This window comes from Virgibacillus sp. DJP39, assembly GCF_049310925.1.
Classification (GTDB): Bacteria; Bacillota; Bacilli; order Bacillales; family Amphibacillaceae; genus Virgibacillus_F.
In genome coordinates this window covers 13088-33837 of record NZ_JBMERP010000016.1, presented here as the reverse complement: position 1 = coordinate 33837, position 20750 = coordinate 13088, and the positions used below count along the sequence as shown (strand labels likewise).

Annotated in this window: 22 protein-coding genes and 1 pseudogene; 18 read left to right on the top strand and 5 right to left on the bottom strand. The window is 38.5% G+C overall.

The window, feature by feature from the left end; genetic code table 11:
• Positions 1-53 precede the first annotated feature (53 nt).
• From ACOI1D_RS07645 to ACOI1D_RS07630, 4 genes are all read left to right on the top strand, one after another.
• Positions 54-1220, top strand: coding sequence for a GNAT family N-acetyltransferase (locus ACOI1D_RS07645; protein WP_422500593.1), 1167 nt, complete (start codon positions 54-56; stop codon positions 1218-1220).
• Positions 1221-1524: 304 nt separating this feature from the next.
• Positions 1525-2481 (top strand): diacylglycerol kinase, encoded by a 957-nt coding sequence (locus tag ACOI1D_RS07640; protein ID WP_422500591.1) that lies wholly within the window; start codon positions 1525-1527, stop codon positions 2479-2481.
• Between the two features lie 117 nt (positions 2482-2598).
• Positions 2599-3969 (top strand): 23S rRNA (uracil(1939)-C(5))-methyltransferase RlmD, encoded by a 1371-nt coding sequence (gene rlmD, locus ACOI1D_RS07635; RefSeq protein WP_422500589.1) that lies wholly within the window; start codon positions 2599-2601, stop codon positions 3967-3969.
• 51 nt (positions 3970-4020) lie between these two features.
• Positions 4021-4539: a DUF1456 family protein gene (locus ACOI1D_RS07630; protein ID WP_422500587.1), complete on the top strand. Its 519-nt coding sequence runs from the start codon at positions 4021-4023 to the stop codon at positions 4537-4539.
• 72 nt (positions 4540-4611) lie between these two features.
• On the opposite strand, the gene ACOI1D_RS07625 is transcribed toward ACOI1D_RS07630, so the two are convergent.
• Entirely contained in the window at positions 4612-7821 is a 3210-nt protein-coding gene (locus ACOI1D_RS07625) for a M36 family metallopeptidase (protein WP_422500585.1), read from the bottom strand.
• Between the two features lie 382 nt (positions 7822-8203).
• Here ACOI1D_RS07625 and ACOI1D_RS07620 point away from each other — a divergent pair, with 382 nt between their 5' ends.
• Positions 8204-8344, top strand: a complete 141-nt coding sequence (locus ACOI1D_RS07620; protein WP_422500583.1) for a YpzI family protein — start codon at positions 8204-8206, stop codon at positions 8342-8344.
• Between the two features lie 103 nt (positions 8345-8447).
• Here ACOI1D_RS07620 and ACOI1D_RS07615 read toward each other — a convergent pair whose 3' ends face one another.
• Positions 8448-9719, bottom strand: coding sequence for a M14 family zinc carboxypeptidase (locus ACOI1D_RS07615; RefSeq protein WP_422500581.1), 1272 nt, complete (start codon positions 9717-9719; stop codon positions 8448-8450).
• 238 nt (positions 9720-9957) lie between these two features.
• Here ACOI1D_RS07615 and ACOI1D_RS07610 point away from each other — a divergent pair, with 238 nt between their 5' ends.
• The 6 genes from ACOI1D_RS07610 (at position 9958) to ACOI1D_RS07585 (ending at position 14297) form a co-directional block, all read left to right on the top strand.
• Positions 9958-11064 (top strand): AbrB family transcriptional regulator, encoded by a 1107-nt coding sequence (locus ACOI1D_RS07610; RefSeq protein WP_422500579.1) that lies wholly within the window; start codon positions 9958-9960, stop codon positions 11062-11064.
• 118 nt (positions 11065-11182) lie between these two features.
• The gene (locus ACOI1D_RS07605) at positions 11183-12028 is read left to right on the top strand and encodes an SDR family NAD(P)-dependent oxidoreductase (RefSeq protein ID WP_422500577.1); all 846 of its coding nucleotides are present in this window, start codon (positions 11183-11185) and stop codon (positions 12026-12028) included.
• Positions 12029-12030: 2 nt separating this feature from the next.
• Positions 12031-13560, top strand: coding sequence for an AMP-binding protein (locus tag ACOI1D_RS07600; RefSeq protein WP_422500575.1), 1530 nt, complete (start codon positions 12031-12033; stop codon positions 13558-13560).
• Between the two features lie 78 nt (positions 13561-13638).
• On the top strand, positions 13639-13920 hold the full coding sequence (locus ACOI1D_RS07595) for a hypothetical protein (protein WP_422500573.1): 282 nt from the start codon (positions 13639-13641) through the stop codon (positions 13918-13920).
• Positions 13921-13956: 36 nt separating this feature from the next.
• Positions 13957-14187 carry a hypothetical protein gene (locus ACOI1D_RS07590; RefSeq protein WP_422500571.1) on the top strand — a complete coding sequence of 77 codons (231 nt, stop codon included), beginning with the start codon at positions 13957-13959 and terminating at the stop codon, positions 14185-14187.
• 26 nt (positions 14188-14213) lie between these two features.
• On the top strand, positions 14214-14297 hold the full coding sequence (locus tag ACOI1D_RS07585) for an SEC-C metal-binding domain-containing protein (RefSeq protein WP_422500632.1): 84 nt from the start codon (positions 14214-14216) through the stop codon (positions 14295-14297).
• 112 nt (positions 14298-14409) lie between these two features.
• Here ACOI1D_RS07585 and ACOI1D_RS07580 read toward each other — a convergent pair whose 3' ends face one another.
• A complete protein-coding gene (locus ACOI1D_RS07580; protein ID WP_422500569.1) occupies positions 14410-15534 on the bottom strand; it encodes an MBL fold metallo-hydrolase in 1125 nt (374 codons plus the stop codon).
• Between the two features lie 203 nt (positions 15535-15737).
• Between ACOI1D_RS07580 and ACOI1D_RS07575 the strand changes: the two are divergent.
• Positions 15738-16013: pseudogene (locus ACOI1D_RS07575) on the top strand (peroxiredoxin); the annotation flags it as partial.
• Between the two features lie 53 nt (positions 16014-16066).
• Here the strand turns inward: ACOI1D_RS07575 and ACOI1D_RS07570 are convergent.
• A complete protein-coding gene (locus ACOI1D_RS07570; protein ID WP_422500567.1) occupies positions 16067-16555 on the bottom strand; it encodes a hypothetical protein in 489 nt (162 codons plus the stop codon).
• Positions 16556-16652: 97 nt separating this feature from the next.
• Between ACOI1D_RS07570 and ACOI1D_RS07565 the strand changes: the two genes are divergently transcribed.
• On the top strand, positions 16653-17243 hold the full coding sequence (locus ACOI1D_RS07565) for a vWA domain-containing protein (protein WP_422500565.1): 591 nt from the start codon (positions 16653-16655) through the stop codon (positions 17241-17243).
• Positions 17244-17299: 56 nt separating this feature from the next.
• Here the strand turns inward: ACOI1D_RS07565 and ACOI1D_RS07560 are convergent, their stop codons facing one another.
• A complete protein-coding gene (locus ACOI1D_RS07560; RefSeq protein ID WP_422500563.1) occupies positions 17300-17572 on the bottom strand; it encodes a small, acid-soluble spore protein, alpha/beta type in 273 nt (90 codons plus the stop codon).
• A 159-nt stretch (positions 17573-17731) separates the two neighbouring features.
• Here ACOI1D_RS07560 and cyoE point away from each other — a divergent pair, with 159 nt between their 5' ends.
• The 5 genes from cyoE to ACOI1D_RS07535 all read left to right on the top strand — a co-directional run bounded on the left by cyoE (position 17732) and on the right by ACOI1D_RS07535 (position 20741).
• Positions 17732-18640: a heme o synthase gene (cyoE, locus tag ACOI1D_RS07555; RefSeq protein WP_422500561.1), complete on the top strand. Its 909-nt coding sequence runs from the start codon at positions 17732-17734 to the stop codon at positions 18638-18640.
• 25 nt (positions 18641-18665) lie between these two features.
• Entirely contained in the window at positions 18666-19745 is a 1080-nt protein-coding gene (locus ACOI1D_RS07550; protein WP_422500559.1) for a threonine aldolase family protein, read from the top strand.
• Positions 19746-19758: 13 nt separating this feature from the next.
• On the top strand, positions 19759-20037 hold the full coding sequence (locus tag ACOI1D_RS07545; protein WP_422500557.1) for a GNAT family N-acetyltransferase: 279 nt from the start codon (positions 19759-19761) through the stop codon (positions 20035-20037).
• A gap of 108 nt (positions 20038-20145) precedes the next feature.
• Entirely contained in the window at positions 20146-20397 is a 252-nt protein-coding gene (locus ACOI1D_RS07540) for a hypothetical protein (RefSeq protein WP_422500555.1), read from the top strand.
• Between the two features lie 62 nt (positions 20398-20459).
• Positions 20460-20741, top strand: coding sequence for a hypothetical protein (locus ACOI1D_RS07535; protein ID WP_422500553.1), 282 nt, complete (start codon positions 20460-20462; stop codon positions 20739-20741).
• Positions 20742-20750: the final 9 nt, after the last annotated feature.

The window sequence follows — 20750 nt, the reverse complement described above, 5'->3', positions numbered from 1 at the left end:
TTTTGCAAGCCGAAATAGTACTATAAAAATAATCAGAAGTAGGGGGAATAAAGTTGAGTGAGATAAAGAAATTAACTGAGGTGGACAACGATGAAATCTTTGCTTTATCACAATTTGCCTTTCAGTATGAGTTATCAGAAGAAGCAAAGTTGAAAAAGCAGGAAGAAGCAAAACGCCATATTATTTGGGGGTCGATGGCAGCTAATCAGCTGGAAGCTAAACTGCATCTGATCCCACTATCCTGCTATATTAATGGCAAAGCATTTGAAATGGGAGGGATTAGCGCAGTTGCGACGTGGCCGGAGTACCGAAGAAAGGGTAATGTAAAAAATCTGCTTCTCCATGCTTTAAAACACATGAAAGAGCATGGGCAAACGGTGTCCTTTCTCCACCCGTTCTCCTTTTCTTTTTATCGCAAGTATGGATGGGAACTAGCATTCGTTGAACAAAGTTATGAGATTCCTCTAGATAAGCTTAAAAGAGATTGGGAGGGTAATGGTTATGTGAGGCGAGTGCATAATGAGGCACCAGTGCTGCATACAATTTATACTGAATATGCAAAACAGTTTAACGGGCCGTTGGTAAGGGATGAAAAATGGTGGGAGCAACGCGTGTTTAATGAAAAGTATAATAGTGCAGTGGCTTATGATAATCAGGATCAACCAGAAGCGTACATAATTTACAATGTGAAAGAAAATGTGGTAAACGTAGAGGAAATGGCTTATCAATCGATTAATGGTTTAAAGCTACTCCTTCAATTTATTGCAAATCATGATTCAATGGCAGACAAGGTAAAGATGATAGTTCCGGAGAATGATAATCTGGCCCTTTTGTTGAATGAACCAAAATTTGATCAAAAGAAAACGCCTTATTTTATGGCGAGAATTGTTGATGTGCCAGAATTCCTAAAGCAGTACTCCTTTCATATAGATGGTGTTGAATCACTCGTATTACATGTTGAGGATGCATTTCTGCCAGAGAACACTGGGACCTACCAGTTGACCCAACATGGGAAGGAAACGGTAGTAACCGTTATGCAAACTTCAGATAACCTGGACGGGATAAATTGTTCGATTCAACAGCTTTCATCTATTTTATTAGGGTACAAGCGACCATTGGAGTATTATCACTTGGGATTACTTCGTGGAGAATTGAAACAGGTGGAACAACTTGAGAAGATAGTGCCACAGCGACAAACCTTTTTACCGGACTTTTTTTGAAATCTCTAATATAAATCCAACCGGTAATAGTTGAGCGACACTCGCTTGATGTTGAGTGGCAACTATCAAAAGTTGACCCAATCGATCAAATAGTTGAGCGCCAACTACTAAAAGTTGATCCTCACATAACGGTTAAAACTCTAAAAATTATATATGTAAAACCCTTTTCAAATTGCCTTAAAAGGAATATGATAGTGTTTGTGCTACAAAATTATTTAAATTATGGATAGACTATAGAAGTAATAGTGGTATAAAATTTAATCTTTCAACACTATGTACGTGTTATTTTAAGGGAGGGGACCTTATGAAACGGGCCCGAATTATTTATAATTCAACATCTGGACGAGAAGCTTTTAAAAGGGAATTACCTAACGTGTTAGAACGGTTTGAAATAGCTGGATATGAAGCCTCAGCACACGCGACAACATGTGAAGGCGATGCAGTCAAGGCTGCACGTACAGCAGTTCAGAGAAGGTATGACTTGGTAGTTGCTGCAGGTGGAGATGGAACAATTAACGAGGTAATCAGTGGGCTGGCAGAACAGGATTATCGTCCCAAGCTTGGAATTATCCCAATGGGTACGACGAATGATTTCGCTCGGGCACTATGTATTCCACGTGATATAAAGAAAGCAGTTGACGTTATTTTAAGGGATCATTCCATGTTTCTCGACATCGGACGAGTTAACGATCGCTATTTTATGAATATTGCTGGTGGCGGAAAACTAACTGAACTCACGTATGAGGTCCCAAGTAAACTTAAAACAATGCTTGGACAGCTTGCTTACTACATGAAAGGGATAGAGATGCTTCCTTCCCTTAAACCTACCAGAGTTAAAATTGAGTATGATGGAAATGTTGTTGATGAAGACATCATGCTGTTTTTAGTTTCCAATACAAACTCTGTCGGTGGCTTTGAAAAACTAGCACCTTCTGCAAAGTTTGACGATGGTTATTTTGATTTAATTATCCTGAAAAAAATGAACCTTGCTGATTTCATCCGAATTGCAAGCTTAGCAGTTAGAGGAACTCATTTGGATGATAAACATGTCATTTATGCGCAGGCGAAAAGCATAAAAGTAACCCCAGAAGATAAAATGCAGTTGAATATCGATGGAGAGTTTGGTGGATTATTACCGGGGGAGTTTGTTAACCTTACCAAACATATTGATTTTCTTGTGACGGATACTTTTGTGGAGAAACAATTTAATTTAGAAGAAGAAGAGGAAGAGGAAGAGGAAGAGGAAGAAGAAGAAAGATAATAAATGATAAAAGAGCCAAATTCTGAGTTAACTCATGAAATCAAAGGCTCTTTTTTCATGGAAAAATACATTTGTGGTAAAATAAACGATAACATAGGTTCGTAAAGGAAGGTATACATGGCAAAACAATCAGCACCAGTAGAAAAGAATGAAACCATTACACTAACATTTGAAGATTTGACCCACGAGGGAAATGGAGTCGGAAAAATAAACGGCTACCCTTTATTTGTAGCAAACGCATTACCAGGTGAAGAAGCGACTGTAAAGGTAATTAAAGCAAATAAGAACTTCGGCTTTGGAAAGTTGCTTGAACTACTTAAAACTAGTCCAGAACGAATTGAACCGGTGTGTCATGTACATTGTAATGGATGTGGACTACAGCATATGAGCTATAACCTTCAGCTTGAGATGAAAATGAATCAAGTGAAAAATGCGATGAAGAAAGTTGCCCACCTTGAACATGTACCAGTACATCCAATCATCGGTATGGAAAATCCATTGCATTATCGAAATAAAGTACAAATTCCAGTTGGCGAAAAAAATGGTGAACTCATAACCGGATTTTATCAAAAACGCAGCCACCGTATCATAGAAAATACAGAAACATGTGTTACACATAATGAAGTAATTAATGACGTTGTTAAGACGGTTAGAAATACAGCGAACAGACTTGGAATCCGGGCCTATAATGAGGAAGTTCATAAAGGTGTTTTACGACATATTATGGTTCGCACAGGTCAAGAAACAAAAGACATCATGGTCGTGATCGTTACACGTACGGATAAACTGCCGCACCAGGACGAGCTGATCAAGGAATTGACCAAAACGTATCCACATATAAAATCAATTATGCACAACGTAAACAGTAAGCGCACCAATGTTATTTTAGGTGAAAAGACAAAATTGCTTTTTGGTGATGAATATATTCACGATAAAATTGGTGATATTACCTTTGCCATTTCAGCAAAATCTTTTTATCAGATAAATCCATCACAAACGAAAATGCTTTATGAAAAAGCACTGGAATATGCACAGATTGACAGCAACGACACTGTTATTGATGCTTATTGTGGCATCGGAACCATTTCCTTATTTTTAGCCCAGAAAGCAAAGAAGGTATATGGTGTGGAAGTTGTACCAGAAGCCATCAGCGATGCAAAGAAAAATGCAAAGCTTAATGGCATTACAAACGCGGAATTCGTTGTAGGGGAAGCAGAAAAGATCATGCCATGGTGGACTGCACAGGGATTAAGACCAGATGTGATTGTAGTAGACCCACCACGAAAAGGCTGTGATGAAGAGCTTCTCCAGGCCATGGTTGAAATGAAGCCGAAGCGGATTGTCTATGTATCATGTAACCCATCCACATTAGCACGTGATCTACGGATTCTAGAAGATAGTGGATATGAGACAAAGAAGTTGCAGCCGGTTGATATGTTTCCTCAGACAGGGCACGTGGAGTGCTGTGCGTTGATAGAAAAAGCATGATTTTAGAACACACAGGTGGTCAAAGAAGCCAATGTTATTGGAGGTTTATTGATGGATAATAATGATATATTAATCAGATTAAGGTATGCACTTGATATAAAAAATAAAGATATGGTAGAGATATTTAAACTTGGTGGCATTAAAGTAACAAAAGAAGAAGTGCTGAAGATACTTACAAAATCAGATGATGAATTTGAAGAAGATACAGTTGACAATGAAGATCATATAAAATGCACGAACATTATGCTGGAGTCATTTTTAAATGGATTTATTATTTTAAAAAGGGGAAGGCAGGATCCAAAGCCAGGACAGCCTACAGAACCAGAGCAGCCTGCAAAAAATAATGCAAATGTGAACAACATTAATAATATCATGCTGAAAAAGTTGAAAATAGCACTAACATTAACAAGTGAGGACACGATTGAAATATTAGAAGAAGCTGGAGTTACTATAACAAAAGGAGAATTAAGTGCGTTATTAAGAAAAGAAGGACATAAAAACTACAAAGAGTGCGGCGATAAATACGCCAGGAATTTCCTGAAAGGACTGGCTATCAAATATCGGGGGTAAATTAACATTATTAGGTAAAAAAATTAGACTGTCGAGAAACTCTCGACAGTCTAAAGAAGTATCCTTTATTAATTATGGACTTGTTGCTGTAAATGTAAATGGCACGTTTGAACCAGTCCATAGTCCCGCATAAACATATCGTGTTCCACCAGGAATTACACCAGATTCATTCGGTCCGGAAGTTGCGACACGTCCGATTAATTCAAAGCTCTTGTTGTAGAAATAGATATCATAATCATATGAACCGCTTTCCGGTCCGGTTAAAGTGAAATTATGAATCCCGTCTCCATATTGTTGCGGCAGGGTTACTACATAGCCGTCGGTTCCTTGGGAGATTGGTTCAGGATTTTGCGTTGTAACGAATTCATTTTCGGTAACGGCAACAGTCAGTTCTGCTCCCGCTAGATATCCGATTCCAGTTCCGGGATTTCCTACTTTCACAAGCCCCTCACTAACAAACGGATCCTCGGGTTCAAAAGCTATAGGTTCTATTTTTGACTTTTCAGAAGAAAAAGCTTGAACCTCTGCCACTTGTACGTAACCTTTTGACATATCTTGTGCACTGTGAGCAATAAATTTTAAATATTTTGCCTCAACAGGTTGATCCAGATCAAAGCCACGGTAATGTAAATCACCAACAGTAGGTCTAGGTTTTTTAGCATCAAATTCATCTCTAACAACAGTAGTCCAGTTCTCACCATCCATTGATACCTGGACACTGAAATTTTTCAGTGTTGCAAATCTTGCTTTCGAAATATCTTTCATTGCGCTAACCTGGATATGTGAGATTTCAACTGGGTCATTGCCAGCTAAATCTACGACAAAGTCAGCTCCTTTAAATCCATTTTCTTGAGTATCTGAGGCATAGACACTTGCTTCAGTATCATCAATGACTAATTTTACAGGGTTGCTTTCTGATACCCCAGATACACTAGAGATAGATGCACCATTATAGGAAGAAGCGACGTTTGGAGATAGCTTAAATGCTAGTTTGTTCTTCTCACCCGGTTGAACTACCACATCTCTAATTGTTCTGGAACCAAACCCTTTGGCCTGGATGGTAATATCATAAGTCCCTTCAACTGCATGAAAACCAAACTTACCTTTGTCACCTGATACTGCAACGGGACTTGTTCGGGCTTCGAACTCACCTACAATTATTCTAGCATCTGAAACTGGTTTGTTTGTAGCAGAGTTGACCACTTTTCCATACATTTGTCCATTACGTTGTCCATCTGGATGATTAAAACCAGGGACAGGATCTATATCGTCACCACCGTTAGAGTATGCATTCGCTCCTAAGCCCCGCTGAGCAAAAGCAGTCCATAAAGTATCATAGTGTTTTCCACCGTAACGTTCAAAGTCCGAAGCAATAATAGCTGTTCTCATCTCTTCCATAGAAGGATTTGGAGAAGATATTGGCATCGCGTCGGTTACCAGGTGTTCAGCGACAGATTCACCTTGTGTTTTTCCAAAACGGTCAATAAGTTCTTCTCTCATATGCCACAGGATTGCAGCCCAAATATCTCCATCTGAATGGACTTCTGGACCTCCCACATCGTAGCCTATATCACTGTAGTTATACGGTGCTTCATCTAAAGCATAACTTCGAATACCGCGCTCAAAGTTTCCTGTGACATAACTACCGACAACCGGATTTTCTTGGACTCCATTTTTGACTAGGTAGTGCATACCGTACCAGTCTCCCCAGCCTTCACCCATAGAACCAGATTGATGACTTCCTAGGGATTCACCTCCGGCTACTAGTCGGTTTGATAATGCATGAGAGTATTCATGATAGATGATTCCAGCATCATAATCACCATCAGCATATGTTCCTTCAAACGCACCAGCAATGGGCTCCCATAGGAACATACCACTCCATGCCGGAATACCGTCTGGAAGAGTCATCATATAGGCATTATCACGTCCCGTGTAAGTTGGCTCTCCTCCTGTTGTAGCCCCAGCTTGGACAAGACCTAAAATAGCATCCCCATCTAGGCCGCCTTTTCCGAAGTTAGAAAGCTGTAAGTTGCCAGCTTCTTCTACCCATCCTAAATTATATAGATAATCATGAAAAAGGTTATGGTGATAGAAAAGGTTCGTTGCTGCACTGTTTACATCCTCACTATAGGAAGGAGGAGTAGTTTCTCCTTTTGTTTCCTGCCATGAATTTTTAAATAAATAACTGAATTCTCCAGTTGGTGCCAGCGGACGAACTGCCTGGTCTGCAGGTACGAGAAAGTTACTCCAGTTTGCATATGAATTAGCATTATTACCAAAGGTGGTAACGCCTAAGTTAGTTCCAGGAATAAGCCACCCATTTGGTGAGGCATTTGGATCTCCCGAGAATGATTTAACAGTTTGAGTTCCACCTTGTGATGAACCTGGATAGTTTTCAAAGATTAAGCCTTTAGGTTCAAGTAATGTGTCTACTAGAGAGCGCCTATACATTTGTTCTCCATTAGCAGCGTCAATTACAACTTCATAGCCTGTGTTAAGTTCTTCAATAAAGAGAACTCGATAAGCAGGTCTCACTCCATCTTTTGTTATAAATGTAGCTTTTTTAACTCGCTGTTTTGTTGGCAATACATCACCGCCACCAAATACATCCCAGCCATTCTCGTCTCCAATTAATTTAGGTGTGTAATTTATTCCTGGAGATTCTAATGAGATGACCTTAGACAAAGCCTCAGCTGTTGTTAATTGGAATTCTCCTGTTAAAGTTTTAGAGCGACTCAGATTGCCAGCTACTGATAAAATTTTACCGTCCTTATTAACCGCAACGATAACTCGCCCTCCGTAAACTGATTCAATTCCATCAAATGTCTGTTGGAATGTAACAGGATGGAGACCAGTCCCAGGCATAGCATAATCTCTAGTAACTACTAACGATTTAACCTCTTCAGCTGTCAGGCCAAATACGGAGGCATGTTGCTTAAGCCACTCACGTGCAATTGTTTCAGCATTTTTAGTCGAACTATCAGTTAGGTAACCTTGATTTTTCACGATTAGTGAAGGTGTGCCAAAAAGCGAGTTCCACTTTATTTTTACTCCTGCACCTATTTCGCCAACAAGGCTACTGGTGGCATCTAGCTGATCATCAGTTGGCGCAACTTTATTAAGCACTCGTGTATCGAAATGTGGGGATTCTTTGTGTTCAAGGAAACTGGTTTCCTTGATTGGACCGGATAATTGATCAGCATTAACACTATTGATCATAAATAGTTGACCTAGTATTAAAAATGTAATTGCCACAGATAACTGTTTACGGTTTCTCATTGTTTTCCTCCTTTTTTTAAACCTTTATTCGGTTTGTTTAAAAACATATATAAAAAAACTACAGCTTAAATAGCACTTCTAGAGAATATGGCAAATACCTTTTTAAAATGTACAATTTACTACCAAGAGGCTATAAGGTTTATATCTTAGAACTATAAACGCTACTACTGAAGATATATCTAGAAGAACCTTTTCAGTTAAGAAAGAATTTAGATGAGAACTGACGTAAAAAATAAGGTTTAAGTAGAAATAGAGGCAACTATAGGTGTTGGGCGACTAAGGTTGAAACGATTTCGAAATGGAGATGATTGTTCTCTGCTTTTCTTAATTTTGAATAAACCTAATTAAAAAAACTCATGTTACTAATAGGAGGTGTTGAAAAATGGGAAAAGACCGTCAAGAAAGAAAGTTAAGAGAGAGCGGACGTGTGGAATCAGACCGTGATGTAGGTCTTCGCTACAAGGGAGCAACAAAGATGTCAGGTCCTGAAGAAGCCAGACGATTAAACGACGGTAAAAAGTAAAAAAGTAATACCATTATTCAAAAGAAAACGAGACGAGCATTAGAAATGCTTGTCTCGTTTGTTGTATTATGGGAAGCTTTTTCTAAAGATAAAACTTTTGATACTAGTAACGGGTAGTAGGGTCACCCATCCAACCGTAAGCAGCTGGAATCTCATCGTATAAATCTGCATCAACATCTTCAATTGTACCATCGGCTAATGCATTTAAAATATCATATATTGGTGTTTTAACTGTCTGCTTTAACATTCCGTTTTGCTTTTGTCCTAATGTTTGAGTTTGTCCTTTAACCTCGATTAACATTGTTGCAGTACCATTTAACTGCAATGCTCCAAGACCAGATCCAGGATAGTTCACTTGGGGATATTGCTGAATCGCACCAAATGAAGAGAAACCTTTTTGCAGGGACTGATAGCCAACTACTGTAATTTGCTTACTTAGCTTAGCGACATTTTCTTCAACTTCATACGTCTTTCCATTAAATGGATCAACATATGGTTCTGTTGTAAAAAGCCCTAAAACAGATATTGCAACAGAGCGGTTATCGTCTTCTGAAAGTACATTAAAACCTCTATGGTGTACGTCTATAGCGACATCTGGATTAAATTCCTTAGCGACATTAGTAACTGCTTGTGCTTCTGGAGATACAACAAATCCGGTGGAATAAGGGTTGTTCGTGGATTCATTGTTTAGCACTTCTGCAAGTTTTTCCTTATCAACCTCATTAATATCAAAATTATAATTTGGACTGAAGTCACGGTTTAAGTCATACCCTGGAATTCCATAATATATTCCGCCATCGTTTGCCTGGCCTCTTTCATAACCAAGGTTATAATACCAGGGAGCTTCCGTGTCTGCTGGCATTCCTAACGCTTCAGGATTCCAACTTTGATGATTATAACGGACTGGATTCCAGTTTCCTTCATATTGTGTCATCGTGCCATCAGGATTAACTCGTGGCATTATCCAAACAGACACCTCATCAAGCATTTCGTTAATTTCTTTTGCGCCGGAATTGAATTTTTGCATCATTTCCATTGTTGCCTCGGTGCCTAAAACTTCATTTCCATGAATTTGAGTATAGATTAATACCCTGCTTTTGTCTGGATCATTATTTCCGTATTTCGCAACGTACAAAGGAGCACCATTATTGGAGTGTCCTACAATGTCTAATTGCATTTTTCCATGAGAAGTACTTTCTAATTTTAGAAGCTTGTCCTCTAATTCCTCATTTGTCATCAAACTTGACAATGACACATTTTGCTCTCTTTCAACATATGGACCGTTTGGAGTTGACTGTGGATTGGCGAATGCAATCTGTGAAGTCATTAATCCAAGTCCTAGAACGACTGTTAAAATAGACATGCTTTTCTTCATTATTTTCCTCCTAGAATAATATTTAGCGCCTCGAAGTAACCCTTATGTTAATAGTACATGCATTATTCTCAAAAGTTTGTAGAACTTTAGTATGTATTTTGACTTTTTTTGTTTAATACTGTTGATGTATAAACGAGTTTGTTAATTTTATGGTTTCTATCCGTCGTGGTAGAATGCAGTAGTAACGTTTAATCGAAATTTTAAAAAGTCACCATTGAATTGAAAGAAGGAACACAGCATGGAACAAGATACACGGAAGCTTAAACAAGTTAGCATAACTTTTATTACTGCTATAATCGGCGGTATACTATTCAAACTAATGCACATTCCGGTTCCATGGCTTCTTGGGCCAATGATTGCGGTGGTAGTAGGGACAAATGTATTGAAACTTCATTATGTATGGCCCAGATCTGTTCGAAATGCAGGCATGATGATTGTTGGTTATACGATTGGTCTATCAATGACGGCAACTGCTTTGCAGGACATGGCACTTCAACTGCCTTCCATGTTTTCAATGACGCTATTGCTATTACTACTTTGTTCCGGTATTGCTTTTGTTGTTTCCAGGCTTTCAGATAGTGATTATAGTACGTCACTGTTAGGCTGTATCCCAGGTGGACTCTCACAGGTGATTTTACTGGCTGAGGAAACGAAAGGGATTAACTTAGCTGTAGTTACTGTTATGCAGATCTCACGTCTAATGATTATTGTCATCGTTATGCCTTTGCTTGTTATGATTCCAGTGTTTGGGCATGGTGGAGCGGAACAAGCAACTAACTTTACGGTAGAGGTTTCAGCGAAGTGGGCTGACCTGTTTCCGAATTTGCTTATTTTCGCAGTGGCAGGGATTGTATTTGCTATTGTAGGTGGCAGAATAAAACTACCGACAGCTTATTTGTTAGGACCACTTATTGGAACTACAATTCTTCAACTAACCGGTTTGCAGGGACCACAGCTTCCAACGGTGTTGATCAATGGTGCTCAGCTTATGATTGGTACCCATGTGGGCTTGATGCTTAAAACGAATCAACTGCATAGAAAAGTGAGGACAATTAGCCTTGCGGTTAGCAGTGGAATCATGCTTGTGATGGGAGCAGTGGTATTAAGTATTATACTGACCGAAATCCACCCTATTTCAAACGCAACGGCGCTACTAAGTATGGCTCCAGGTGGGATGGACCAGATGGGGATAATCGCTCATGAAATCCATGCGAATTTATCTATTGTTTCAGGCTATCAACTGTTCCGGCTATTTTTTATCTTTTTTGCAGTGCCACCTTTATTACGAATTATTTTCAAGTTAATTGAGAGAAAAAAAGCAAGAAAAGAAAATCATATAAGTTAGTTAAAATATCTCTTTTCTCAATCCTGTTAGCATAGAAAAGAGGTTTTTTTGTCTTTATATAGAATATTTTATAACAAGGTTCTCTAAAGACAATGACACGGAAAAAGGATTTGTTCCTATGTATAACTATAACTTTCTTGAAAAACTATTATTTATCCCTACATATTTGAATGAAAAGAAGCTTAGACGTACCTTGCAAGGAAAGACTATTCTTATAACTGGTGCGAGTTCCGGAATAGGAGAGCAGGTAGCGTATCTACTAGCGGATACAGATACTCACTTGATTCTAGTGGCGAGAAGAAAAGAAAAGCTGTTAAAAATGAAAAGAGAAATAGAAAAGAAAGCAGCAAAAGTAAGTGTCTTTGGTGTAGACCTTAGAAATAGGATGGAAACGGAGGGATTACTTACATTTATCCATCAACTACCGGACGGCTTGGATATAGTACTCAGCAATGCAGGTAAGTCTATCAGACGCTCGATTCCTCAATCATTAGACAGATACCATGATTTCACTCGTACAATGGCTATCAATTATTTTGCGCCGGTACAATTGATGTTATCTGTCATTCCAATTCTTAAAAAAAATCAAGGACAGGTTATCAATGTATCTACCATAAATGCCTTGATACTACCAATCCCAAAATGGGCAGCCTATCAGGCATCAAAATCAGCTTTTGACACATGGTTTCGATCAGCAGGTCCTGAACTTAATGCAATGGGAATTTCAACATCATCAATCTATCTACCGTTAGTAAAGACACCAATGATACTGCCGACAGAAGCTTATCAGAACATGCCTGCAATGCGTCCAAACCATGTTGCTAAAATTATCTGCAGGACGATGTATACAAAAAGGAAAAAATACAGACCATGGTGGTTGATTTTTGGACAGCTTGCATCAATCTTGTTCAGAGGGATCTGGGAATCTATAAATACGGTTGTATTAAGAAAAAAGGGGGAGTGATTTTGAAGGTACTTAAACTGCTATATGTTTTGTATAAAATCAGATTGCTTTCTCCTTTAGGATTGTACAGGTTGACTGCTGCTCTATTCAGAAATGGCACAAACTTATTAATGCTGTTAGATTTTGCAGAAAGAACTTATGGTGAAAAGGTTGTTTTGGTGGATGAAAAGGAAAAAATAAGTTATAAAGAGTTGCTGTCACAATCCGAACAGCTGTCCATGGCTTTGAAAAAAATCCACGGGTTAAGGCCGGGTCAGAAAGTTGGTTTTTTGTGCATTAACCATGCTTCTTTGGTTAAATCAATTTTCGCTGTTGCGCGATTAGGTTCAGATATCTACTTACTTAATACCGAAATGAGCAAGAAACAATTTAATCAGTTGCAGGATATCCATGACTTTGATTTACTGATCTATGATCCAGAGTTGAACACTTTGATCGAGCAATCATCTTATGATAAAGATAAGGTTTTCAGCTATCATGAAAACCTGCCCGCAATAAATAATTTGCTTTTTACAAGTGAGAAACTGAAACTGTCAAGAACTTCAGCCAGTAAAATAGTACTGCTGACAGGTGGTACGACAGGGAAGTCAAAAGAAGCGGTACATCAGCCATCTTTATTTAATTATTTAAATCCTTCTTTAGCTTTGCTCTCCAAATTAAATCTTTTAAAGTATAAAACAGCCTATATAGCCACGCCCATTTATCATGGTTATGGTATAGCTGTATTTGTGTTATGCATTGCACTGGGCAAAAAGGTAGTTATCAATAACGATTTTAAAGCTGAAAAAGCATGTGATCTTATTCGCAAGCACCATGTGGAGGTAGTAACTGTCGTACCTTTAATGATCCATAAAATGCTGAATACCAATACTGAGGATTTAAGATCACTCGCTTGTATAGCTTCAGGTGGAGCTGAACTCAGTCCCAAACTTGTAAACAAGGTTTCCCGGGAATTGGGAGATGTATTGTACAATCTGTATGGTACTTCAGAAGCGGGATTAAATGTAATAGCAACCCCAGATGACCTCAAATATTCTCCTATTACGATTGGTAAAAGAATAAGTGGTGGCCAATTAGATGTGTTGGATAAAAATGACAATAAACTGGGAATAGGCATGGTAGGTGAACTTTGTGTTAAAAACAGCTGGTCAATGCGAAACAGTAATTGGATCAGGACAGGGGATTTAGGTTACCAGGATCATCAAGGGTATTATTTTTTATGTGGAAGAACCGATGATCTGGTTGTTTCAGCAGGTGAAAATGTTTATCCGATTGAACTCGAGCAGATATTAATCACACATCCTCAAATAGAGGATGTAGCAGTGATAGGAATTAATGACGAAGAATTTGGGCAGAGGCTGCAGGTTTTTGTCCACACGGTAGAAGGGCCAAATCTTTCAAAAGATGAACTTTTTGATTGGTTACGGCCCAGATTGGCAAGGTTTCAAATGCCAAAGGAAATAGTATTTGTGAATAACATGCCGTACACACATTTGGGTAAACGTGATAAGAAGCGACTTAGTGATTTATGATATTTCCCTACAAGTGGATGTGTTGTTACGCCACTGGAAAGATTTTTGCTATTACGTTTATATAAAAACCTGAAAAGGATGATAATTGAATGGATATCCTTAACCCATGGACTTCTCTATTATTATGGTGTTGCAGGTATATCAGTTTTGATTGATAAAGTCGAACAACTCACAGGCCAGGATATTGATGGATTAGAGTTTATAAAAGTAATGTCTTTTGCAGAGGATTATCACGGTCAAGTCGAGTTATCAGGTTATGGACTACACTATCATAAGGTTTTCAATGCTAGTGAAATACTAAAGGAACAACAAAAAAGACAAGGTACGGATTACATCGTTTTACAAAGAAACAGTTATTGATGGCTGGGGAACCGGGATATAGAGAGAACACACGAAATGAACAATTTCACTGCAATGCAGATTACTGATATGGTTAAAATGGGTATGAAAACCGAAATGATGGTGCAGTTTTTACAAAGCAAAATTGAATTTCCTTCTATGGATTTTGTAAAGCAGTTATTGGAAAAGTTAATGGATTTAAACAACGACACTCGTTTGTGGGTGCTAAAAGGTAATTCACCTGACGAACTCTCTCAACAGAAAAAAAGCACTTTAACCCAACTGTAAGCTACAAGGAATCAAATGTAGTTCCCATAAAAAAGCATACCAAAGTTGGTCGTAATGAACCATGCACATGTGGAAGCGGTAAAAAGTATAAAAAATGCTGTGGTAAGTAATTCAATCACATAAGTGCCTGGTACCTGTATCATTATACTAGGTGCCAGGGCAGGGCTCATATGCAGAAAAAATAACAAATCGAAACCATTTGATTTGGATTTGTAAATTGGATTACACGGCACAGCGATTTGGTCCTACTTCCATTTCTCGCCGTTCATCCTGATTTGGATTTACCTTACCCATGTTGGTATTCCTAATTTCTTCGTGACTATTTGGTTGTGGAGGTAAATTGTCTGTGACAAGATGTCGGAACTCTTTTTCATCTTCCACTTTTAAATGGTCATTCATCTGGTAAAGTTCTTCTAGCTTCGCGTAAACTGTGCCATCCTCATTGATTTCTTCCATTGCTCCAAAATGAGCTGGTAACACATCTAAATCTTGCGATAAGTCGTGGTATGACTCGTATAGAGTCCTCCGAAGGTCATCCACCCAATCATCCGCTTTTCCCGCTAAGTCGGGCCGACCAATTGATTCGATGAATAAGATATCTCCAGTCATCAAGTATTTCTTGTCTACAATAAAGCTTGTGCTGCCAATTGTGTGTCCAGGTGAATAAAAGGCATTGATTTCAACGGAACCACCAACAATGATCTTTGTGCCATCTTCCAGCTTATTAAAATCGAAAGTCAAGCCGTTGTCATCTTTAGGTGGGAAGTAATATCTGCCCCCGGTTTGCTCTGCTAACGTCTTTCCACCAGAAATATGGTCTGCATGAAGGTGGGTATCCAGTACATATTTAATGTCTATATTTTTTTGGTTAGCAAAATCTATATACGTATCAATCATTCTGCTAGCATCTACAACAGCTGCTTCACCGTTAGCTACGACCATGTAAGAAAGACACCCTTTACCGATGCGAAGGAATTGATAAAGTTCTCCTCCGTCAGAGAGGTTGCCAATTTTCATTGGCTCAAGATGTTCACTCCACGCAGTCATACCACCTTCTAAATAAGTAATATTTTGAACTCCTGCATCTTGTAGTATTTCTACCCCATTTTGAGAAGAGATGCCTTTTGCACAAACTACGTAGATCGTTTGATCTTCAGGAAGTTGTTCTTTTACATCATCTACCCCATTTTTCAGAAGGTTATAGGGAATGTTCATACTGCGAACATTTCGTCCTTGAATTGCCCAATCACTATAATCTTCTTCCTTTCGAATATCTAACAAGAATACTTCTTCATTAGCGAGAATCTTTTGAGCTATATCTTTTGCTGTTAATGGTTGTAATGCCATTGTACCCCTCCATTGTTTAAAAATTAGAATAAAATATCTGAGAGTATAAAACTATACTATTCTAGGTTTGCCACTATACTATTTTTTTACCCCTGGTTTCTCTTTAAAAGGTGACGCTCTATATACCCCATACCCCTATATCACAAATGCAAACAAAAAGATTATCCTAAATGGGCTTAACTGGACAAACACCTATACATACACATAAAATCAGTAAGGCGTACAGAGTACTAAATGAGAATACTGGAGCTGCATTAAGGGCGACAATTATTATAGACCCAGAAGGAACTATAGTTACCAAATTAGTATATCCTTTAGAAGTTGGTAGAAATGTTTACGAAATTATGAGGATAATCGAGGGGCTGCAATACAGTAAAAGTACCGGAGAAGGAGTTCCTGCAAACTGGGTTCCGGGTCAGCCGGGAATGGTTAGGAGCACACAGTTCATAGGCAGGATTTTAAGAGAAAAGGATCTATAAAAACAAAAGAGCCAATTCCCGTTATCTCGGATTTGGCTGATTCTAACTATTTTTCATCCAATCAATGGCTTTAAACTAAAATAATCTAGCGCCAGATTTACATCATAGATATCGTAAATTCCCCTCTCAAAACAGAACTGGAGAACCAAATCGGATGTATCACTGTCAGAGAACGAGTAACCGGCTGAGCTTAGAAGCTTATCGGTTTCTTTTTTATTAAGCTCGATTGCCAGAGCAAGAGCAAGAATGGTACTTTTTCCGGCACGATACTCCGGGTTAGAACGTATTTTTGAGAAGTGCTTGCGATCAAGCCATGCTTTATTATAGACTTCCGGATCGGTAAGTCCAGTTTTATCAATAAAATTAAACAAAACCTGTTGGAATGTTGGCTTGCGTTTATTTTTTATAAAGTCCCCTAATTCATGTTCACTTACTTCCTGAAGCTTGTGTTCCATATTGTATGAAACGCTGTAATCTTCTATGGGGTCCAAGTGATTGTCTATGTAATTCTGCAATTCTAAAATTATCTTTTTATTGAGCATCTTGTACCCTCCAAAAATGTCGCTTTGCAGGCGACCATATAATAGATAAACTCAGCTACTATTATACCATGATGTAAAACACAGGAGGATGATTTATATGAATAAGAATTTGACAGAGATTATTTTTTTACTTGATCGAAGTGGATCAATGGCCGGACTTGAAAAGGACACGATTGGTGGATTCAACGCTTTGGTTAAAAAGCAGTGCCAGCTGGAGGGCGAAACAATGCTCACGGCTGTACTATTTGACGATGAGTATGCGGTGTTGTGGAATGGTGTTGATGCAAATAGTGCAGAGCTTACAGAAGAAGAGTATTTTGTAAGAGGAACTACTGCATTGTTGGACGCAGTAGGGAAAACCATGTTGGATGTGGGCCACAGATTCGCTAAGACCAGTGAAGAAAGAACGCCTGGAAAGGTATTGTTTGTTATTACGACAGATGGAATGGAGAATGCGAGCCGTGAATTTTCTCAACAGAAAATTAAAGAGATGATCAAACACCAGGAACAAAAATACGGATGGGAATTCATTTTTATTGGAGCTAATATTGATGCAGTTACAGAAGCGGATAACGTGGGAATTAGAGTGGAAAATGCATATTCCTTTGAAGCATCAAGTGAAGGGGTAGAAAGCATGTATTCAATGGTTAATGAGGAGTTATCAATGAGAAGGCAAAATAAGGACTAAACTGGATCACAAAGGCTGCATGACTTTTACTCGTCATGCAGCCTTTGTTTTTCACGTTACTTCTGTCTCATGCTGTCCTGAGCCATTTTGACCATTTCTTTAACCATATTACCACCAATAGGACCTCCAATCTTACCTGCCTGTTCGGATGTAAGTTGACCATTGTACCCCTTATTAAGCGTAATACCCTGCTCACTTGCTACTTCGTATTTAACAGCATTAGTATCAGCCCCGTTAACTTTATAGCCTTTTGCCTTCATCACTCGCCCTTTTAAGACATCCAATTCTTTGCGGGCTGCCGGAACCAGGATTTTATTATTTCTAGCCATTTTGTCACCTCACTTTGCTAATAGGATTTCCCAAAATCAGTACTTCAACAGCTTTGATTTTTTGGTAAAAAATCCTACATGTTATATTAATTCGATAGAAATGGTATTATGGAGTTAACGTAATAAACCTGCTAGTCAGTTATAGAAAGAGGAAATGAAATGAATATAAAGGATACTCCGTCCTCACAGGAGAATGTAAGAAAAGGTTCTATTTTCAAGGATTTAAAAGAACTTTTCAAAGCTATCGTATTAATTTTAAATATATTACCTGTTTTCACCGGGTTTTGGCTGGCATTATATTTTTCCAATGAATCTTTTTCTGATCATTGGATTGTATTTTTGTTAACAATTGCAGGAAGTACAATGGTTATGGCAGGGGCACTTGTCATTAACAACTGGTACGATGTTGACATTGATAAAGTGATGGCGAGAACACAAAAACGTCCAACTGTTACGGGTTCTTTTTCGCTTAAAACAGTTTTAATACTAGGGATTGTCTTAACGGTTCTTGGCTTTGTACTGCTTCTTTTTACAACTGTTGAAACAACTATATATGCATTTGTAGGATGGTTCACCTATGTTATTTTATACACCATGTGGTCTAAACGAAGGTATACATTAAACACCGTAATAGGCAGTGTTTCTGGTGCAGTAACACCTTTAATTGGCTGGGCTGCCATAGCACCTGCTTTTCACGTTGTTCCAATCATGTTGTTTTTAATTTTGTTTATCTGGCAGATGCCACATACTTTTGCTATAGCAATGAAGAAACATGATGAATACAAGGCTGCAAAGGTTGCTATGCTGCCAGTTGTTTATGGTTTTGATGTGACCAAAAGACAAATGGTTGTATATATCGCATGTCTGCTGCCATTACCGTTTTTCCTGGTACAACTGGGTGCAGTATTTTTAGTGACAGCTACAGTACTTACAGTTGCCTGGTTAGTGGTCGCAATCAGCGGATTCTTTACAAAAGATGATGCAAAGTGGGCCCATGTCATGTTTGTGTGTTCTGTTAACTATTTAGCATTACTATTCTTAATGATGATCGTAGTTACATTGCCTTAGTTGTAAGTAAAGGGGGAAGTAATAAGTGAATCTGTTTGAAGCATTTAAAAAAACCGATAAACAAGTAGCTGGCCATGGTAGTAGAAATATCCAGGTGCTTAAAGATGTTTTAGAGAACTTTGATGGTGAAGAAGAAAGTGATCATTACGGTAGCGGTAAAATAATTAACGATTTCCAGAATAAAATGGCGCGTTATTTGGGGAAGGAATCAGCCGTTTTTTTCCCAAGTGGAACGATGGCACAGCAAATTGCCTTAAGAATTTGGTGTGATGAAAAAGGCATGAAAAAAGTAGCCTACCATCCATTATCGCATGTGGAGATTCATGAACAGGATGGTTTAAAAGAACTCCATCAGATTGAATCCGTTTTGTTAGCTGATAAAAACAGTGTTATTGGGCTTGAGGATGTTGTTCAAATGGAGGAGACTATTTCCTGCTTACTGCTTGAATTGCCACAAAGGGAAATTGGTGGTCAACTACCTGATTATCAAACACTTGTAGATATTTCCAATCACTGTCGGGAGAAAGGAATTAAGTTACATTTGGATGGTGCTAGACTGCTTGAAGTACTTCCTTATTATCAGAAAACGGCAGCTGAGGTTTGCAGGCTTTTCGATAGTGTCTATATTTCTGTTTACAAAGGAATTGGTGGAATAGCTGGGGCAATCCTGGCCGGTGATCAGGAATTCACAGAGAAGTCCAAAGTATGGAAAAGACGTCACGGGGGAGATCTAATTAGCCTTTACCCTTATATTATTAGTGCCGATTACTATTTCAATCAACGGTCTGAAAAAATGAAACAGTATTTTGAGGAAGCAAAAGAGCTCGCTTCATTATATAATCAGTGTCATGCAGTGTCGACATTACCCAAAGTCCCTGTCTCTAATATGTTTCACGTCCACTTTACTGCCAAAAAAGAAGAAGTAGAACAGATCTTAATTTCTATTTATGAAGCAACAGGCATAGGTTTAACTGGCTACACAAAAGGAATAGATGATCAAGGGTGCTATTTTGAAGTAAGTATAGGTGACAACTATTCGGATGTAGCTAACGAGAATTTGAAAGAGGTATTTAAAATGCTTGATGAAAAAATGAAACAAATATAAGGAGACATTTAGCATGACAACTATAAAAAAAGGTGAAGGTAAATTTTATGTCGGTGAAAATGAAGCTGAACCATTGGCTGAAATCACCTTCCAACTAACTGATACAAAGTTAATCATTGATCATACAGTTGTATCGGAAAGTCTTAGTGGTCAGGGGATTGCCGGGAAACTTGTTGAAAAGGTAGTGAATTACGCAAGAGAAAAAGGAAAGAAAATAATTCCGGTGTGCTCCTATGCTCAAAAGAAAATGGAAAAAACACCTGAGTACCATGATGTACTGGCAACAGAATAAAATAGTGTTCGGCTGAACTTGGCATCTGCGTCTGCAGGTGTCTTTTATTTGGCACCCTTTCGTAAGTTACGTAGCAGTTTGTATCTTTTGCAATTGATAAAAACTGCAATGGAACTGTGTGCTACGAAAAAACACTTTCCGCGTGAAACTCCTCGTGCCAAGGAATCAACCGTTATCCGGAAATATCAACCGTTACGGCCAAGGAATCAGCCGTTATCTGGAAATATCACCCGTTGTGGCCAAGGAATCAGCCGTTATCAGGAAATATCCCCCGTTGTGGCCAGTGAATCAGCCGTTATTCAAAAATATCAACCGTCGCGATGGATCAGCACCAATTCCGCAATGGTTGGTAGGAAATAAATACAAAAGTAACGCAAGATGATGACCTTGGAACAATAAGGGCAGTTTTTATCCAGCGATTAATGGATGATAATCAGGAACAATGGATTACTTCCATTATGGATGATGGCGGTCAATCATCAGGTCTTTTTAAGAAAGACATATCTGGAAGAGAAAAAATGAGTTCTGGCACGGGTGGTCTTAATGAAGCACCATTATTTATAGGTGAGAAAAAAGTAGTAGCTACAATTGTTTATACAAATAAACAGGGCTTGTCCATATATAATGATATAGAAACAAAAGAGCAACTGGAAAAGGCTACGGACTATGAGCATGTATATATTATTTCTGTTGAGTTGAATTAGTGGCTCGTC

Coding starts and splice junctions, on each gene's coding strand:
- ACOI1D_RS07640 (WP_422500591.1), top strand. CDS start 1,525: ATGAAACGGGCCCGAATTATTTATAATTCAACATCTGGACGAGAAGCT.
- rlmD (WP_422500589.1), top strand. CDS start 2,599: ATGGCAAAACAATCAGCACCAGTAGAAAAGAATGAAACCATTACACTA.
- ACOI1D_RS07630 (WP_422500587.1), top strand. CDS start 4,021: ATGGATAATAATGATATATTAATCAGATTAAGGTATGCACTTGATATA.
- ACOI1D_RS07625 (WP_422500585.1), bottom strand. CDS start 7,821: ATGAGAAACCGTAAACAGTTATCTGTGGCAATTACATTTTTAATACTA.
- ACOI1D_RS07620 (WP_422500583.1), top strand. CDS start 8,204: ATGGGAAAAGACCGTCAAGAAAGAAAGTTAAGAGAGAGCGGACGTGTG.
- ACOI1D_RS07615 (WP_422500581.1), bottom strand. CDS start 9,719: ATGAAGAAAAGCATGTCTATTTTAACAGTCGTTCTAGGACTTGGATTA.
- ACOI1D_RS07610 (WP_422500579.1), top strand. CDS start 9,958: ATGGAACAAGATACACGGAAGCTTAAACAAGTTAGCATAACTTTTATT.
- ACOI1D_RS07605 (WP_422500577.1), top strand. CDS start 11,183: ATGTATAACTATAACTTTCTTGAAAAACTATTATTTATCCCTACATAT.
- ACOI1D_RS07595 (WP_422500573.1), top strand. CDS start 13,639: ATGATAATTGAATGGATATCCTTAACCCATGGACTTCTCTATTATTAT.
- ACOI1D_RS07590 (WP_422500571.1), top strand. CDS start 13,957: ATGAACAATTTCACTGCAATGCAGATTACTGATATGGTTAAAATGGGT.
- ACOI1D_RS07580 (WP_422500569.1), bottom strand. CDS start 15,534: ATGGCATTACAACCATTAACAGCAAAAGATATAGCTCAAAAGATTCTC.
- ACOI1D_RS07570 (WP_422500567.1), bottom strand. CDS start 16,555: ATGCTCAATAAAAAGATAATTTTAGAATTGCAGAATTACATAGACAAT.
- ACOI1D_RS07565 (WP_422500565.1), top strand. CDS start 16,653: ATGAATAAGAATTTGACAGAGATTATTTTTTTACTTGATCGAAGTGGA.
- ACOI1D_RS07560 (WP_422500563.1), bottom strand. CDS start 17,572: ATGGCTAGAAATAATAAAATCCTGGTTCCGGCAGCCCGCAAAGAATTG.
- cyoE (WP_422500561.1), top strand. CDS start 17,732: ATGAATATAAAGGATACTCCGTCCTCACAGGAGAATGTAAGAAAAGGT.
- ACOI1D_RS07545 (WP_422500557.1), top strand. CDS start 19,759: ATGACAACTATAAAAAAAGGTGAAGGTAAATTTTATGTCGGTGAAAAT.
- ACOI1D_RS07540 (WP_422500555.1), top strand. CDS start 20,146: ATGGAACTGTGTGCTACGAAAAAACACTTTCCGCGTGAAACTCCTCGT.
- ACOI1D_RS07535 (WP_422500553.1), top strand. CDS start 20,460: ATGGATGATAATCAGGAACAATGGATTACTTCCATTATGGATGATGGC.